We start from the raw sequence: 16,035 nt of genomic DNA on the forward strand, positions 1-16,035 counted from the left end.
TGCGGCAAGGCCGCCCGAGGAGCGTCACGGCGCGCTGCCGAGGCGCCTGGCTTCCAGTATTTCGCGGATCGCCGCGGCGACGATCTCGGGATGCGTAACCTGCATCTGGTGCGAGGCGTCGGCCACCACGGTCTTCGCCTTCGGGTACAGGGCGCGCACGTAGGCGCGCGTGCCCTCGTCGACGTTGAACGCGCCGAAGTCGACCGGGATCGCGGTCGAGGACAGCGGCCGGTTCACCAGGCGGATGATCGGCTTGTCGTCGATGCCCGGGAGCGCGGCGACCATCTCGCCGGTCTCGTGGATGCGATCGATCTCCTCGCGCACGGTGTTCGAGAAGAACAGCCACTTGCCGGCGCGGGTGAGGAAGGGGAAGTCGCCGGGTTTCTTGACCACGCGCGGATACAGCGCGTCGACCAGCACCAGGCCTTTCACCTCCTCCGGATAGCGCCGCGCGAACAGCTGCATGTACAGGCCGCCCAGCGAATGCCCGACCAGCACGTAGGGCGGCGCCAGTCCCTTGCGCCTCAGGCTGGCGCGCAGCTCCTCGACGATGGTGGCGCCGTCGCGCGGCGCATCGGTCGCTTCGCTGTTGGCGTAACCGGGGCGGTTGTAGGCGAACACGGTGGCGTGCGGGCTGACGGCGTCGAGTACCTTGCCCCAGCCGTCCAGGGTGGCGCGCGAGCCGTTCTCGAAGACGACGGTCGCCTGCGCCGCGGGGTTGCGGATGACGAGCGACTCGCGCTTGCGGCCGTCGACGGTCTCGACGCTGGCCTGTTCGGCGGCCGGCGCGGCCGACGCGCAGAGCAGGAGCAGCGAGCAGAAGGCCGCGCGCAGCGGCAGGGCGCGGGCCTGCGGGAGCAGGGGCTGGAGGGTGGACAAGGGCTTGTGGGTGGGCGACAGGGTCATGGTGCGATGAAGGTGAGCCGAAAACCCTAGTGTCGCGCTCCAGGTGGCATGGCGCACGGCGCTTGCGACGAACGGCAATCCCAGCCGACGGATCGCCGTCGGCTGGGGCTGACCGGCATGCCTGCCGGGCCGCACGTGTCGCCTTTTTAGCCCTGGGGCAAGGTAGCGCTGGCGAGCGCGGCCCTGTGCGAGGATGGCGCTCGACTTCCCGAGCCCGACCTTGCCGAAAGGATTCAACCGATGAAGCACGACGACGCGCCGCGCAGGGACTTCCTGCGCTATGTGGGTACCCTGGCCGCCCTGTCCGCGCCCGCGCTGCAGGCCGGCGCCGCCGAGAAGGAGCGTGTTACTTTTCCGCCGATCGAGGCGAAAAGCGAAAAGCCCGAGAAGACCGAGCCGCCGGGCGACCCGTGGAACGAGCGCGTCGGGATCGCGATCGTCGGCGTCGGGCGCATCTCGGTGAACGAAGTGCTGCCGGCTTTCGCGCAGAGCAAGCACGCGAAACCGGTGGCGCTGGTGAGCGGCGACCGCGCCAAGGCCCTCAAGATCGCGCACCAGTACAACATTCCCGAGAGCGCCGTGCTCGACTACCGCGACTACGAGAAGCTGGCCGCCATGCCCGAGGTGCAGGGCGTCTACATCGCGCTGCCGAACAGCATGCACGCCGAGTACACGATCCGCGCCGCGCGCGCCGGCAAGCACGTGCTGTGCGAAAAGCCGATGGCCAATTCCGTGGCCGAGTGCCAGGGCATGATCGACGCCTGCAAGCAGGCCAAACGCAAGCTGATGATCGCCTACCGCCGCCAGTACGCGCCGATGGAGCGGGGGCTGGTCAAGATGATCCGCGAGAACAAGCTCGGCGAGCTGCGCGAGTTCGTGTCGGTGAATTCGCAGAACATGGGCGACCCGCAGCATTGGCGCCTGAAGCGCGCCCTGGCCGGCGGCGGCCCGCTGCCGGACGTCGGCCTGTACTGCATCAACGAGGCGCGCTTCCTGAGCGGTGAGGAGCCCGTCGAAGTGATCGGCCACACCTGGTCGACACCGGGCGACGCGCGCTTTCGCGAAGTCGAGGAATCCTGCCAGTTTGTCCTGCGCTTCCCCAGCGGCTTCACGGCCAGCTGCTCGACGGGCTACAGCAGCCATAAATCGCAGATGTTCCGCCTGAACGGCTCGAGCGCCTGGGCCGAAATGGATCCGGCCTACGCCTACAACGGCAACCGCCTGCGCATCTCGCGCGTCGAACAGGGCAAGGCGCAGACGAGCGAGATCCAGGCCGAGGAGGAGAACCAGTTCGCGAAGGAGCTAGACCACTTCGCCCTGTGCGTGCGCCAGGACAGGCAGCCGCACACCCCGGGCGAGGAGGGACTGCAGGACCAGCGCATCATCGAGGCGATCTATGCCTCGGCGCGCAGCGGGCGGCCGGTGAAGCTGGCGCCGCCGCCGGCCAAGACGCGCGGGCCGGAGCCGGAGGAGAAGGATTGAAGCGCACAGTATAGTCAGGAGGAGTTCAATGTCCGTCATTTCCAAATGGCGGACATCGTATGCGCGCCTTCCCGCGCTTGCACCCCTTCGTCTATTTTTGCGACGGAAGATTGCGGGCCAAATCGTTCAGCTCATCCAACGCTTTGGAAGTTTGCAGCATGATTTGCTGTCGGGCCGCTTCAATCATTTTAACGACGTCCGATGTGGATAGCTTCTGGTTCAATTGCTCTTCATTCGGTAGAGCACGCTTAACGGGAACAAACCCGACTTCGAGTCCAAAGAACTGGCCAATCTGATTCAACGTTGTCATCGTCGGATTTGCCTGCTCAAGTTCGATCCCTTTGATGACCCGCGCGCTGACGCCGCGGTGGCGGGCGAACTCCTCCTGCGTCATGCCGGCAATCGCGCGCATTTCGCGCACGCCTTCGGTAATCGACAGCCCGGCCGCGGCAGCCGTTTCCAGCAGCCGGTTGCGCCGTTCGCGGGCCTGATCCTTGTCCATCGGCTTTTTTTTGCTCATGACTACCTCAGTACCAGAAGCTGGGTGCGTTGCGTTTCAATGCTGGGCGTGACGAACGCAACGATATCCTCGTCGACGCCGGCTTCGCGCATGCAGTCCGCCAGCGTCGCCAGCCTTTCGCCAAACCCGACCAGTGCGTCGACCAGTTGCCGGTGCTCGGGCGCGGGCAAGGCCAGGTGTGCCAGCACGTCTTCCCAGCGCAGCAATTCCTTTCCTGTTTCGAGGTGGTACCAGCGCGCCGCACGCGTGATGCCTTCAGGGTCCAGGTACATCGGCGCGAAATCGAACAGAGGCGTGATGCGGGTGACGCCGTCGACGGTATGCACGGCGGTATTGCGCGCGTGATTGTCGGGATTACGCATTGCCAGGTTCAGCACGTCGCGGCGGATGAACTCGATGGTCTCTTCGAGCGGTTCATCGACGACGCGCCGGATCGCCGCCAGCAGGTCGAACTGGTTGGCCTGGATGCCGAAGCCGCCCAGGCCGGCGATCGAGGCGGCGCTCTCCTGGTGGAAACGCAGCACACGGCCGTCCTGCGCGCGCCGGTCGAAACGCGGTATGAACAGCATGTCTTCGCGCAGGAAGGGTAGGTCGGCACTGCGGATGCCGAAGCGCTGCGCGACTTCCATGTAGCGCGCTTCATTGCGCAGCACCTTGCGGTCCGCTTCCGAGGGGCCGCGCGGACGCTTGACGATGTAGTGGCGCTGCGCCCGGTCGTCGGACAGCGCCGCGTCCGGATACCATTTCCCGTCCAGCGCCTGGGTCAGCAGATACTTTGGCGCGACGCCCTGGATGCCGGTGCCGCCTGCGGCCAGCATGCCATGTGCCATCATCGCTTCATGAAAATCGGGAGCGCGCGCAAGCAGTTCGTTGAACTCCGTTGCGTACCTGGTCGGAGAAGCTGGCCTGGGCGGCCTCCAGCCACTGGCCTTCGTGAAAGATCTCGATGTGACAATCCATGGTTGGCTCTCGCACACGCCAGTGGGCCTGGCAAACACTAAAAGTGCAGTAAAAGATACTGGAGCCTACATCAAATCCATCACGACGTCACTTGGCCAGCACAGTTTTTTCGGAAACCAAAAGGATCGGCACTATTTCTGGGCGCTGTAGCCAGCGATAGATGGAGCGCGCCGGACGAGCGCGCTCCACAGGAACTCACATCGTCACGGCTTACTTCATCCAGACCGCGTAGTTGTTGCCCGAGGTCTGGAGCGTCCAGCCGGCGCCCGGGCTCCAGCTGTTCGGGCCGATCTTCATGGCCAGCTGGCGCGTGCTGCCGGTGATAATTGCCGCGTACAGGCCCTGCGTGGCCTGCTGGATCGCGACCGGCGAGGTCGAGTGCACGCCCGCCGCCTTGCGCGCCTTGATCAGCGCCGCGATTTCCGTCTTCAAATTCCAGTTGTAGATGTGCGGATAGAAGACGGTCGGGATGCCGGGATGGCTCAGGATGTAGGCATAGCCCTGCATCACCGCGCCGCAGGGCACGGGCCAGTGGTTCTGACCGGTTCCGCAGCTTTCGGCCGGGCCGGTGTCGTGGTTGTCGACGAAGGTGACCGCCATCGCCGGCCACCAGCCGACGGCGCCCTGCGGCTTGCCGGACGAGTCCTTCAGGCGCCAGTAATTCCCGTTCGCCAGCGCGTCGTTCAGCAGGCCCTTGGTCGTGAAGTCGAAGGCGCCGCAGCTGTTGCCGGTGCCGTTGATCCAGTCCATGATGCCCTGGCGGTGGGCGTCGATGTTGTTCAGGTTCAGGTCGTTCCACAGCTCGCCCACGCAGAACTCGGCGTTGAAGGCGTTCGCGTACTGGCCGACGTAGCTGGCGCCGAAGCCCTTCACGTAGTCGAAGCGCAGGCCGGAAAAGCCCACCGGCTTGATCGTGTAGTTGAGCCAGTTGATGACGCCGTTCTGGACCTCGCCCACGTTCTTGTGGTCGAGGTCGCGGCCGCCATTGAAACCCGGCCCGGTGTCGGCATTGCCCAGGCCGCAATTGCACTCGTCGTTGTTGACGATCGAGTGGGTGGTCCAGTTCGGATTGGTGAAGTCGGACCAGCCGGTGGTGCCGACCCGGTGGTTTACCACCACGTCGGCGATCGCCTTGATGCCGTTGTTGGTAAAGGCGCGCACCACGTTGGTCAGTTCGGCCGAGCTGCCGTAGCGCGAATTCAGGGAGTTGAGCTGGCGCGGCAGGTAGCCTTCGCTGGCAGCCGAGTCCGACGGCGGCGGGAACCAGACGTGGGTCACGCCCAGCGCCTTCAGGTCGGCGACGTTGTTGAGGACGGTGTTGTACCAGTTCGGGCTGGCGTAGCTGGATGACTTCCAGTGGAAGCCCTGCAGCAGGATGGCCTGGCTATTGCCGGACTGGGCCGGCGGCGTGGCAGCGTAAGCGTAGGACGTTGCGAGAAAGGCGCTTGCGAGCATGGTCGCCAGCATTGTTTTGTTTCTCATGTCTCCTCCTTGGGTGCTAGGGGTTGGCTGTTGTGTGTTTCCTCAAGAAATAGAAGTGCGGTGCCCGAGCGGTAAGCGTACAGGGAAAAGTATTAAAACTACGGATGTGGCCGCTGAGCCGTTCTGATTCTCGGAGCAGCTCAAGGGCATGTCAATCGAATTCGGGTAATGTGCGTAGTTTTGCTACATGCCCCGTGAGGTGGAATCAGTCGAAGCCGCGCACCGGCAGGCGCTCATCGCGCTGGATCCAGTTACGCGGCGAGTAGACGGTCCCCGCATCGGTCGCATGCAGCGTGAAGGCATGGCGCGATACCGGCGAGCGGTTCGGCGCGCTGTAGTGCGGCAGCAGGCCGTGGAAGCAGACCAGGGTGCCGGCCGCGGCCTCGATCGGCACGGCAGTGCTGTTGTCGGGCCAGGGCGTGGCGTCGAGCTTTTCCATCGTGATGTGGTCGCCGTCGCGCAGGAAACGCTCGCGCAACGGCCCGCGGTGGCCGCCCGGTTCGGCCCACAGGCAACCGTTCTCGACGGTGGCGTCTTCCAGCGCGAACCAGAAGGTGGTCACGCTGATTGGCGTCGAGTCGAAGAAGGTCGCGTCCTGGTGCCAGCGCACTTCGCCGCCGATGCCGGGCTGCTTGAAGATGTACATCGACTGCCACACCTGGGGCTGGGCCAACCCGAGGTCGCGCGCCACGGCCGCCAGTGTCGGATCGCGCGTGAAGCGCTCGAATACGGGGTCGAGGTCGTGCATGGCGTGGCCGATCTTGTTGATCGACAGGGCTTTCGGCTGGCGCAGCTGGCCGTTTGCGTCGAACGCTTCTTCCTCGAAAAAGCAGCGCACCGTGTTGTCCGAGCCGAGGAACCAGTCGTCGCTGGCGCGGGCCTGGTCGCGCGTGGTGAAGATGGCGCGCGATTTGGCCGGGTCGAAGGCGTCGACGATCTCCTCGGCGCGGCGGCGCAGCGCGGCGATCTCCTCCGGCGACTTGAAATTGGGGAGGACGATGAAGCCGTCGCGGTCGTATTGGGCGCGTTGTTCGGAAGTGAGCATGCTGTTGCGGGTGGAAGTGGGAGCAAAAAGGGACGGTTCAGGCTTGGCCGTCGAGCACGAAGGTGAACGCGGTGCGGCCGGCGCTCGAGACCGCGTCGATCCTGCCGCCATGCGCGCGGGCGATCTGGTCGACGATGTACAGGCCCAGGCCGAGGCCTTCGCTGCCCGGGCGGGAGGCGGCGCGCCAGTAAGGCTTGAACAGCTGCCCGAGCACGTCTTTCGGCAGCTCCCGTCCTTCGTTCGACACCGTCAGCACGAATCGGCCATCCTCGCTGCGTGCTTCCACCTGGACCGGCGCCTCTGCGCTGCCGTGCACCAATGCATTCTTGAGCAGGTTCGACAGGAGTTGCGCCAGGCGTTCGAGGTCGCAGTGCAGGCAGTGCAGGGGCGCGAACGCCGCGCGGATCTCGCGCTGCGGATGCAGGCCGCGCAGTTCGTCGACAACCTGTTCCAGTGTCTCGTGGATGTTGTCGTGCCGGCGCATATTCAGGCTGATGCCGCTGCCCATGCGTCCGCGCGTGAAATCGACGACGTCGTCGACCAGGGCCGACATGCGTCGGGCGCTGCGGCGGATGCGTTCGACCACCGACAGCAGCTCGGGTTGCGCGACCTTCAGGGCGAGCAGGTCCGCGCCCATCGCGATCGCGCCCAGCGGCGTGCGCAGGTCGTGGCCGAGCACGGCAATGAACTGCTCGCGCAGTTCGGCTGTCTCGCGCTCGGACGACAGGTCGGTGCGCGTCGCCTCCAGGCGGACTTCGTCCTCGAGCTGCTTCGAGATGAGCTCGGCGAACAGGTGCAGGGTCGAGACGGTGACGGTGTCGGACAGCTTGATCGGCCTCGGGTCGAGCCCGCACAGGGTGCCGAAATAGCTGCCGTCGGTGCGGAAGATGGGAATCGAGAAGTAGCTCTGGAAGCCGTAGATGCGCGGCGTGTGATGCGCGCAGTACTGTTCGCTCTCGGCGACGTTGTCGATGATGACGGCGCGGCCGGTGTCGCGCACTTCCTCGCACAAGGTGGTGGTGACGTCGAGTTCGTCGCCGGGTTTCAGTCCGAACTCCAGCTGGTCGAGCACGGCGCAGGTGACCCAGGCATCGTTGGTGACGTGGGCAATGCAGACAAAACCGAGGCCGGTCATGGCCGCCACGGTCTCGAGAATCTTGGGTACTGCGCTGATCGCCTGGATCTCGTCCACGCGCTTACGGAGGTCCACCGCCATGCTCATCCCCAGCCGACAATATTTTTTAGGCTTGGATAGTACCACTCCCGGGGGACGGCGGTGCAGCCGCGGCGACGGTCCAGGCCCCATCCGCATACACCCGCTCCTCGCCCAGGTACACCGCATCCGTCACCGCGAACACGTCGATGTGGTACTTCGCATCCTTGCGCTTGAAGCCCGGTTTCGGGTACACCCCGTGCTTCGCCCCCAGCGACAGGTGGATGCCGCACATGCGCTCGTAGGTGCCGATGTCGGCCACGCGGCGCTCGCGGGTAAAGGCGCGGTTCATGCCGAAGCCCAGTTCGCGCACCCAGACCTCGCCCTCGTCGGCACGGATGATGTCGAGCATGTGCTGGAATTCCGGCGTTGCGTTTTCCACGCCGACCACGCGGCCCTTTTCGACGATGATCGTCACCGGCATGTCGGGCCGGTTCGAGCGGTAGCTGGTGTCGCCGAACACGTGGATGCGCGCGCGGCCGTTCACCGCTTCCAGGTCGAGCGCCTCGGTGAAGACTTCGCCGATCGGGAACTGGCCGCCGACGTTGTGCATCTCGCTGTAGTCGCCGATGTTCAGCTTGGCCGGCTCGAAGGGCGAGCCAAACACCAGCTCGGCGCCGTCGCCGACCACGCGTCCGTACGGCGCCGCGTCGATGCGGCTTTTGAGCGCCCGGCCGACCCCGCGGAAGTAGGCAGGATCGTAGGCCAGCGCCTCGATGTAGTGCTCGGCCTGCGGGCCCGGCATGCGCGACAGGTGCACGTGCTCGATCACCTTCAGCCCCAGCTTGAACAGCTCGACGCGGATGCGGAAGGCCTCCAGCCGGAAGTTGGTCGACTGCACCAGCACCACCAGGTCCTTCGCCGCCAGGGAACGGAAGCGCGCCAGCACCTCGTCGGGCTGCACGCTGTCGAAATCGACGAAGTCGGCGTCCGGCAAATTGCGCCGGTAGGCCTCGACCAGGGCGCGCGACAGGCCGGTGCGTTCGTCGTACACCACCAGCGCCCGGTGCGCGGGGCCGTGCTCGATGGCGATGCCGAGGATGGCGTGCAGGTAGCTGGCCGCGGCATCGATGGCGTGCGCGGGCAGGTCGGGGGAGTCGGGCAGGGCAGGGGAATTCATGGCGTGCAGCGTGGGGCATATCGGACCCGTCATTATACGGTTCTGCGCCGAAGTTCCCTTGAACAGCCCGTATCCTGATGCCTGAAGTGCCGCCTGGCGCTACCCGGCGAACGGCGCGCCATCGCGGCAATGGCGGCGTTATGATTTCGACAGCAAGGGCCGCTTTCGTGGCGGGCCGCTTGCGTCCATTTTCATTCGACGGCGGAGCGCAATGGCATACAGATGGGAAACGCCATCCAGCGTCTGGCTGGAAGACGACAGGAGCGGGCAGTTCGCGCTCGAGGCCACGGAAGGCCTCGGCCGCATCGACTGGCAGGCGCATGCGCGCGGCCGGCTGCTCGACGTCGCCCACCTGCTGGGCGCGTCCCTGCCCGCGTCCTGCGACTGCGCGCCGATCTATCCGGAAGGTTTCGCTTTCTGCCCGACCTGTGGCCAGGCCCTGCACAAGCTGGCCGGGCGCAGCCTGCGCCAGCCGGATTGGTGGGGAACGGCCGGCGACCAGGCCCTGCCGCGCCACGTGCCGCACGGCTTGCCGGTCACTTCGCTGCCGCTGGGCGACAGCCTGGAGGAGTGCCCGGCCATGCCGGTCATCGGCCGCGCGGAACTTTCCATGCCGGTGCCGCCCAACGCCCATTGCGTGTTCGCCGCCTCCACCTGGGGTTTTCCCGAGCCGCGCCTGCTGGCGCTGGCGCCCATGCGCGGCGTGCTGCAGTACTGGGACCCGCTGGCCCAGCTCTGGCACGTGATGACGGCCGAGGATACGGCCAGCGAGCTGCGCTTCACGTCCGGCCAGTACGGCTGGCTGCCCGCGCTTAATCCGGTGCGCGGCGAGGTCGGCATCGTGCCGACCGACAGCGGGTTGGCTCGCCTGTGGATCAATCCGGTCAACGAGAGCTACCGCCTCGAACCGCTGTTCGCCGGCGCGCTGGCGGCGGCGCCGGGCGCGATGCGGCGCCACGTCGGCTGCCCCTTCGTTGCCGACGGCGTGCTCAAGCTGCTCGCCACCAGCGCCGACCTCGACCAGGGTGAGATCCTGGACTGCACCGGTGCGCCCGCGCGCGCCTGGACGCGCCCGATCGGCTACGACAACCGCCTGTTCTGGCTGCACGAAGCGGGGCAACTGGTGTGGCGTCCGGGCGAATCGCCGCGCTGGCTGCCCTGGCCGGCTGGCTGGTCGCCGAAGCTCGACTTCGGTGGCCCGACCCAGAGCCGCGACGGGCGCCTGTGGCAGATCGGTCACGACGGCCAGGCCTATTCCTTCCTCGAGCTGGGCGTCGACAGTCCCCAGGTCGAACCGATCGACGGCGCGCGCCTGGGCTTCGCGAATTTGCTGTTCCGGCGCGGCCACGCCGTGCTGGACGAGCCCTGGTCGGCCGAGCACGTCGAGGACGTGATTGATGACGACACCCTGGTGCTGCCGCTGCTGCGCAGTTTTAACAACAACCGTAGCCAGCCGAGTGGCCTGGTGCTGCGCTTTCACAAGTACACGGGGCGCGCCGAGGAAGCATTGTCCACGCGTACCATCGCCCGCACCACGGTCGAGTGGATCGGCAAGCGCAACGTCATCCTCGACGAGATCGTGCGCCTGGCCCGGCCACTGGAATGCGTGCCCTTCGTGTATGCCGGCGCGCTCTGGCTGCACCACCCGGACTGGAACCAGATGCGCGGCTGGCGCCTGGAAGAGCTGTCGTGAGCGGCGTCCTGCTCCGTCTGATCGCCGCGTGCGCGCTGCTGTGCTGCGCCTGGCCGGCCTTCGCCACGCCGCAGGTCTTCCTAATCCAGAACTCGGGCTGGATGGAGCCCTTCTACGCCGACCCGCAATCGCGCTTCAAGCCGCTGGTGACGGAACTGGCGCTGGCGGTGGCGCAGCCGGGAGATGCGCTGGTGCTGGCCGCCTTCAACCAATCGCTGCCGGCGGCGCCCTCGCCGAAGGCGCTGTTGTCCGCCAAGGTCGGCGAGGGCACGCGCGCCCAGGTGACGCAGGCGCTGGCCGGCCTCGACACCGCGCGCAAGCCCGGCGGCGCCCTGGCCGACACCGACCTCGGCGAAGCGGTCAACGCCGCCATCACCCAGGCACTGGGCGGGAAGGACGGCATCGTCTGGCTGGTCACGAACAACCGCAACAGCCCGAACAACGACCAGGCCACGGCCCAGCGCAACCGCGAGTTCTACGAACTGATCCACCGCGGCGGCGCGATCCGCACGGCGCTGGCCTTCCCCTTGCGCATGCAGGTGCAGGGCCGGCATTACCGCGCGAACGGCTTGATGGTGTATGCCTTTGCCATCGGCGCGGGCGGGGCACAGGCGCTCGAACGCCTGCTGGCCGGCGGCAGCATCGCGAAGATCATCACCGAGCCGCCCGCGCGCCTCAAACCCCTGGACCGCAACACCGTGCGCCTGGTGCCGCGCAAGGTCGAGGATGCGCCGGGCGTGACGTTCTCGATGGGGCAGGGCGGCGTGCTGCGCGCCGATGTGGCGTCAAGCGCGGTGTCGCCCTCGGCGAAGATCCGCTGGAACCTGGAAAACACGATGTACCCCTACACCATCCTCAGCGCGAGCTTGAGCGCGCGCTCGAAGCTGGGCGGGGAGAACCGCCCGGTGACGCTGGCCAGCCGCCACGTCAGCGTGCTGGCGCCGGGCAAGCCGCAGCCGCTGGCTTCCACCCTGCAGCTGCCGGTGGCGCAGTTGCCGAGCAAATGGTCGATGGAAGCGATCAAGTCCGCCGGCTCGGCTTACGTGCTGCCGGGGACGATCGAGGTACATTTGGCCGACCAGAAGCTGGCGCTGTCGCAGGGCTTCCGCGAGCGCATGGCCACGCTGTTCCCGGGCGATCCGCTGCCTGACATTTTCGTCCCGCCGGCCCAGGTGCAGGCCTCGACCGCCACGTTGCCGATCGAGGTGCGCGTGCACTACGGGATGGCGCCGCTGCTGGCGGTGGGCGGCGGCCTGCTGGCGCTGCTGGCGGCTGCCGGCGCGGCGGCATACGCCTGGATGCGTCCGCGCCGCGCCTATGTGACGGTCGAGGACGAACTGCGCACCATGCATGCGCGCACCGGCACCGATCAACCGATCTACGACAAGGCGGGCAACGAAGTGGCCCGCCTGAAGACCACCCTGTTCGGCCACCAATTGACGGACCTGCGGGAAGGCGCGCAAGTGCGCCTTGGCCGCTGAAAGGAATAACACATGCAAGCAAGCCCAACCCCATCCAGCGGCCAGGCCGATCCCGGCTTCAAGCTGCCCGAGGAAAAGAACGCGCCCGACGCGGCGCTGCCGCAGACCACGCCCCACACCGCCGGCGGCCCGGTGGAAGTGGTGCCCGGTCCGCTGCCGCCGGCGGCCACCGACACTTCGGACCGCGACCTCGCCATCGGCGCGGGCGTGTTCCTGGTGCTGCTGGTCGTGTACTTCTTCGTGCGCAACGCCTACGTGCACCACATGGTCGTGCGCCGCGTCTCGCCGTCGTCGGCGGGCAGCGCCGGCTGGCTGCTGTTCGTCGGCCTGGCCTTCCTGTCGGCCGCGGCCGTGCTGGCGATCATCAACGCCAGCCGCTACCTCACCTGGGCGGTGACCGGGCCGCTGGTGGCGGTCGGTTTGGTGACGCTGGTGGCGGCCTTGTTCGTTGGCCGACGTTGAAACGAGAGAGATAAACGATGGCAGACATTCCTACCCCAGCAAGCGTCAACCGCAAGGCCGAACTGAAGGTCGACCTGCGCCCGACGCTGTTCATCGGCGCCGGCGGCACCGGCATGGAAGTCATGATGCGCATCCGGCGCCGCATCCTGTCGGCGGTCTGGAACCGCCAGCATCCGACCCGCGTCGAATCGATCGCCGACTTCCCGGTCGCGCGCTTCCTGCACTTCGACCTCGACAACAACGCCGTCATCGACGAAGGCAAGTCGCAGCGCACCGATCCCTGGTACGAACTGGTGCGCCTGACGGACGAAGAACGCCTGGTGGAGCCGCTCGACCTGCCGCAGTACCACGAGTCCGACGACAGCCTGGCGCGCTTTCCGCTGATCGAAAGCTGGATGCCGCTGCGTCCGAAAAAACTGCGCTCGCTCGGCATCGACCCTTCGAAAGGGGCGGGCCAGATCCGCGCGGTGGCGCGCTTGTACCTGTTCGACAAATACCCGAAGCTGCGTGGGCGCATCAAGGGCGCGCTGAACTTCCTGAGCAGTAACGCCGGCATCGAGCGCAAGGAGAATTACCAGCGCCTCGGGCTGCAAGTCGATACCTCGAAGTTCCGCATTGTCGTCATCGCCTCGAATGCGGGCGGCACCGGCGCCGGCAGCGCCATCGACCTGGGCTGGATGGCGAAAGCCATCGCGCGCCAGGAGGTATCGGACAGCCAGGTCGACCTGGTGATGTTCATGCCCTCGGGTTTCGCCAAGGCCAACAAGGAGCGCACCGAGGCCAATGCCTACGCCACCATGATGGAGCTGGAAACGACGATGCGCGACATGAATGCGCGCGTGTCGTGGATGGACCCGGACAGCATCCAGGGCCGCGGCGCGCCCTTCGACGACGTGTATTTCGTCGACACGGCGAACCTGGCGAACAAGGCGACCCAGGACGTGAAGGACGTCTACCAGATGGTGGCCGACACTCTGTTCGAGGATTTCGCCTCGGCCGACTTCGCCAACCGCAAGCGCTCGGTCGCGGTCAACCAGCAGCAGCACAAGCTCGGTCCCTACAATCCGCGCGTGCCGGAAGTGCGCTTCGGCGACATGCGTCTGTCCTACTCGAAGGTGTATTCGGCCTTCGGCCAGGCCGTGCTCGACACCCAGCAAAGCCTGCGCGAGGACATCCGCGCCTACGAACTGGCGGCGTTGATGGTGAAGGAGTTCTTCGGCCTGGTCGGCCGTGACGGCGCGCTCGCGCGGCGGGCCGGCGACGCCGAGCGCGACAGCTTCATGCGCGAGCAGATGGAGATGCGCGAGCGTCCCTTCAACGAATTCCCGGATTTTAAAAAGGGGACCGTCGACGTCACGCCCTTCCAGGAATACGCATTGACCGAGCAGCTCCTGATGGACAAGGACGGCCGCTCGCTGCTCGAACGGGTCGAGAGCAAGGTGCAGCTCGAGATCGATCGCATCATGGCCGGCTACGACATCAAGCTCTGGCGCGAGAAGGTGGCCGAGCTGCTGCCGCAACTCGAGCGCGACGCGATCCGCGAGGCCGGCGCCACCGCCGAGACCAGCGAGGACCGCATCAAGCGGCATACGGGTGAACTGACCGGACGCCTGAAGACGCGCGTGCGCGAGCGCCTGTACGCGCTGCTCGACGACCGCAAGCAGGGCGGGCTGGAATTCGTGCTCTCGCTGCTGGAGCAGGTGAAGGCGCGCCTGCTGCAGCGCGACCTGATCAACGCCGAGCGCAACGGCCGGCGCTACCGCGACGTGCGCGACGCGCTGCGCACGCGCCAGGTCGAGGAGTCGCTGAACAACCTCGGCCAGGCGGCCGGGCGCCTGTTCGGCAAGGATGCCCAGGGCCGCGAAGTGATGGCCCACCTGAAGCGCGACATCGCCGACTACCTGCGCTTCCATTTGCTGGCGGTCGCCGCCGGCCAGTCGATCGAGGTGATGCGCAATATGTCGGCCTGGCTGGGCGATCCGCAATCGACGGACGAGCAGGGCAATGCGCAGTGGAGCGGCATCGCCGGCGAATTCCAGGAAGGGCGGCGCCACGTGCAGGAGATCCTGCACGCGGTCGACCAGCGCATCAGCCAGCTGCGCGCCGATGCGCGCCACGAGCACGCTACCTACATCAAGCTGGCCAGCGACGTGGCGCCGGCGCCGGTTCGGTTGACCGGCGACGTGAGCGCGTGGAGCGAGGAAGTGCTGCTCGAATTCGGCGGCTCCGGAAAGCTGTTCCCGCAACTGGGCGACGAGCGCATGCGGGCGGATTTGCTGCTGAAACTGTTCCGCCGCGCCCAGACCCAGCTCTCGACCACCGAACTGGGCGCCGAACCCGTCGACCCGCTGCTCGAACGGCTGAACGCCATGAGTCCGCAGGAGCGCCAGCGCGTCTTCGCCGAATGGATCCGAAGCGCCATGCCCTGGGTGAACGCGCGCTTCTCGGCCGAGTTCACTCCGAATTCGGACCAATTCAAGTGTTTTATCGGAGTGGGTGACGTAGCCGCCTGGCGCCGCATGGAGCTTGAAATCCGCGCCGCCGTGCCGACCGGTTTCTTCCACGGCGACCTGGTCTCGATCGTCAACACGGGCATCCCGGGGCGGGCGGTCTGCTACATCGAACTGTCGGGCATCCCGATGACGGTGCTGCGCGGCCTGCCGACCTGGCGCGCCTCGTACCAGATCGAGAATCCGAAGATCCCGACCCACCTGCATTTCGATTCGACGCGCTTCCGGCACCCGATCTCGCCCTCGATGGACGAACTGAACCGACTGGCCGACGACTACGAGTGGTTCATGCAGGCGATCGCGCTGGGCGTCATCCGGCGAAAAGCCGACCTGGGCGACCGCGAAGCCAGCTTCCAGCCGCGCGGCCAGTACCTGTTCGAGGTGGAGCCGGGCTCCGGAGAATGGCTGCAGATCGGGAACGAATACGCGATCCGCTCGAACGGCTTGCCGCCGTATTACCGCGAGCAGGTGATCGCCGCCGTGCGCAGCCGCCAGGCCCAGCTCGGCGCGCACCAGTTGTTGCTGCTGGCCGCCTTGATGCGCCACTACCAGCTGCGCGTCTACGAGCCGCGCCTGGAAACCGACGAGACCGGCGCCCAGCTGCCTTCGCCCTCGCTGCCGAACATCACGGCGCGCCGGCTGTACGAGGCCTGGTTCCGGCGCGCCGCCGCGCTCGACCCGTCGCTGTCGAACGCTGCGGTCGATGCGGCCCTGGCGACGCTGCCCGACTGGACCGAGCCCGTACCCGACTCCGCATCGGACGCCTACAGCTGGGAAGTCGAGCGGCCGGTCGACAAGCGCGTGATCAAGCCCGAATTCCTGGCCAGCGAGGCGCGCGCGGCGCAGGCGATGGAGCGGCGCGCCCATGCCGCCGCGCCGATGACGGCGAGCGGAGCGCGCTACAAGCTGTTCGTGCAGGGCGCCCAGCGCGGCCCCTACGCCGTGGACGAGATCGCACGCCAGCTGGGGGCCGGCGAGATCGACCTGGCCACGCGTGCCTGGAACATGGCGCAGGACCCGAAGTTCGGCAAATGGGGCAGGGTAGCCGACATCCCGGGGCTGGACGCATTGCGCGGACCTGCCATTCCCGATCCGGACGACGGCATTCCGGATCCGCAGTAAAAGGGTCGGCCTGTGCAGAACGAAACGCTTTATCGCTGT

At 66.8% G+C, this 16,035-nt stretch carries 12 protein-coding genes; 5 read left to right on the top strand and 7 right to left on the bottom strand.

The annotated features are described in order from the left end of the window. Nucleotides 1-24: 24 nt before the first annotated feature. Entirely contained in the window at nt 25-906 is an 882-nt protein-coding gene (locus RT688_RS06535) for an alpha/beta hydrolase (protein WP_313704036.1), read from the bottom strand. A 240-nt stretch (nt 907-1,146) separates the two neighbouring features. Here RT688_RS06535 and RT688_RS06540 point away from each other — a divergent pair, with 240 nt between their 5' ends. Then, nucleotides 1,147-2,388 carry a Gfo/Idh/MocA family oxidoreductase gene (locus RT688_RS06540; protein ID WP_313704037.1) on the top strand — a complete coding sequence of 414 codons (1,242 nt, stop codon included), beginning with the start codon at nt 1,147-1,149 and terminating at the stop codon, nt 2,386-2,388. 91 nt (nt 2,389-2,479) lie between these two features. Here RT688_RS06540 and RT688_RS06545 read toward each other — a convergent pair whose 3' ends face one another. From RT688_RS06545 to RT688_RS06570, 6 genes are all read right to left on the bottom strand, one after another. Beyond that, nucleotides 2,480-2,908, bottom strand: a complete 429-nt coding sequence (locus tag RT688_RS06545) for a helix-turn-helix transcriptional regulator (protein ID WP_313704038.1) — start codon at nt 2,906-2,908, stop codon at nt 2,480-2,482. A 2-nt stretch (nt 2,909-2,910) separates the two neighbouring features. Continuing rightward, complete coding sequence (locus tag RT688_RS06550; protein ID WP_313704039.1) at nt 2,911-3,726, bottom strand: HipA domain-containing protein; 816 nt, start codon at nt 3,724-3,726, stop codon at nt 2,911-2,913. A 352-nt stretch (nt 3,727-4,078) separates the two neighbouring features. Further along, nucleotides 4,079-5,350 (bottom strand): glucan 1,4-alpha-maltotetraohydrolase domain-containing protein, encoded by a 1,272-nt coding sequence (locus RT688_RS06555; protein WP_313704040.1) that lies wholly within the window; start codon nt 5,348-5,350, stop codon nt 4,079-4,081. A gap of 205 nt (nt 5,351-5,555) precedes the next feature. After that, nucleotides 5,556-6,395 carry a phytanoyl-CoA dioxygenase family protein gene (locus tag RT688_RS06560; protein ID WP_313704041.1) on the bottom strand — a complete coding sequence of 280 codons (840 nt, stop codon included), beginning with the start codon at nt 6,393-6,395 and terminating at the stop codon, nt 5,556-5,558. A 37-nt stretch (nt 6,396-6,432) separates the two neighbouring features. Next, nucleotides 6,433-7,611, bottom strand: a complete 1,179-nt coding sequence (locus RT688_RS06565; protein WP_409521889.1) for an ATP-binding protein — start codon at nt 7,609-7,611, stop codon at nt 6,433-6,435. A 25-nt stretch (nt 7,612-7,636) separates the two neighbouring features. Further along, the gene (locus RT688_RS06570; RefSeq protein WP_313704043.1) at nt 7,637-8,728 is read right to left on the bottom strand and encodes a hypothetical protein; all 1,092 of its coding nucleotides are present in this window, start codon (nt 8,726-8,728) and stop codon (nt 7,637-7,639) included. A gap of 211 nt (nt 8,729-8,939) precedes the next feature. On the opposite strand from RT688_RS06570, the gene RT688_RS06575 reads away from it, so the two are divergent. Genes RT688_RS06575 through RT688_RS06590 form a run of 4 tightly spaced genes read left to right on the top strand, consistent with a single transcriptional unit; the run spans nt 8,940 to nt 15,996 of the window. Further along, complete coding sequence (locus RT688_RS06575; RefSeq protein ID WP_313704044.1) at nt 8,940-10,421, top strand: hypothetical protein; 1,482 nt, start codon at nt 8,940-8,942, stop codon at nt 10,419-10,421. Next, complete coding sequence (locus RT688_RS06580) at nt 10,418-11,902, top strand: hypothetical protein (RefSeq protein ID WP_313704045.1); 1,485 nt, start codon at nt 10,418-10,420, stop codon at nt 11,900-11,902. The genes RT688_RS06575 and RT688_RS06580 overlap by 4 nt, the downstream gene beginning before the upstream one ends. Before the next feature lie 12 nt (nt 11,903-11,914). Next, on the top strand, nt 11,915-12,364 hold the full coding sequence (locus RT688_RS06585; protein ID WP_313704046.1) for a hypothetical protein: 450 nt from the start codon (nt 11,915-11,917) through the stop codon (nt 12,362-12,364). Nucleotides 12,365-12,381: 17 nt separating this feature from the next. After that, the gene (locus RT688_RS06590; RefSeq protein ID WP_313704047.1) at nt 12,382-15,996 is read left to right on the top strand and encodes a tubulin-like doman-containing protein; all 3,615 of its coding nucleotides are present in this window, start codon (nt 12,382-12,384) and stop codon (nt 15,994-15,996) included. The last annotated feature ends 39 nt before the right edge of the window (nt 15,997-16,035 follow it).

The sequence above is a fragment of the Massilia sp. genome, from assembly GCF_032106685.1.
GTDB lineage: Bacteria > Pseudomonadota > Gammaproteobacteria > Burkholderiales > Burkholderiaceae_D > Telluria.

Bases quoted from the DNA above. Each gene is read 5' to 3' on its own strand.
- RT688_RS06550 (WP_313704039.1), bottom strand. From the start codon at position 3,726: ATGCTGGCCGCAGGCGGCACCGGCATCCAGGGCGTCGCGCCAAAGTAT.
- RT688_RS06585 (WP_313704046.1), top strand. From the start codon at position 11,915: ATGCAAGCAAGCCCAACCCCATCCAGCGGCCAGGCCGATCCCGGCTTC.
- RT688_RS06545 (WP_313704038.1), bottom strand. From the start codon at position 2,908: ATGAGCAAAAAAAAGCCGATGGACAAGGATCAGGCCCGCGAACGGCGC.
- RT688_RS06535 (WP_313704036.1), bottom strand. From the start codon at position 906: ATGACCCTGTCGCCCACCCACAAGCCCTTGTCCACCCTCCAGCCCCTG.
- RT688_RS06565 (WP_409521889.1), bottom strand. From the start codon at position 7,611: ATGGCGGTGGACCTCCGTAAGCGCGTGGACGAGATCCAGGCGATCAGC.
- RT688_RS06575 (WP_313704044.1), top strand. From the start codon at position 8,940: ATGGCATACAGATGGGAAACGCCATCCAGCGTCTGGCTGGAAGACGAC.
- RT688_RS06590 (WP_313704047.1), top strand. From the start codon at position 12,382: ATGGCAGACATTCCTACCCCAGCAAGCGTCAACCGCAAGGCCGAACTG.
- RT688_RS06540 (WP_313704037.1), top strand. From the start codon at position 1,147: ATGAAGCACGACGACGCGCCGCGCAGGGACTTCCTGCGCTATGTGGGT.
- RT688_RS06560 (WP_313704041.1), bottom strand. From the start codon at position 6,395: ATGCTCACTTCCGAACAACGCGCCCAATACGACCGCGACGGCTTCATC.
- RT688_RS06570 (WP_313704043.1), bottom strand. From the start codon at position 8,728: ATGAATTCCCCTGCCCTGCCCGACTCCCCCGACCTGCCCGCGCACGCC.
- RT688_RS06555 (WP_313704040.1), bottom strand. From the start codon at position 5,350: ATGAGAAACAAAACAATGCTGGCGACCATGCTCGCAAGCGCCTTTCTC.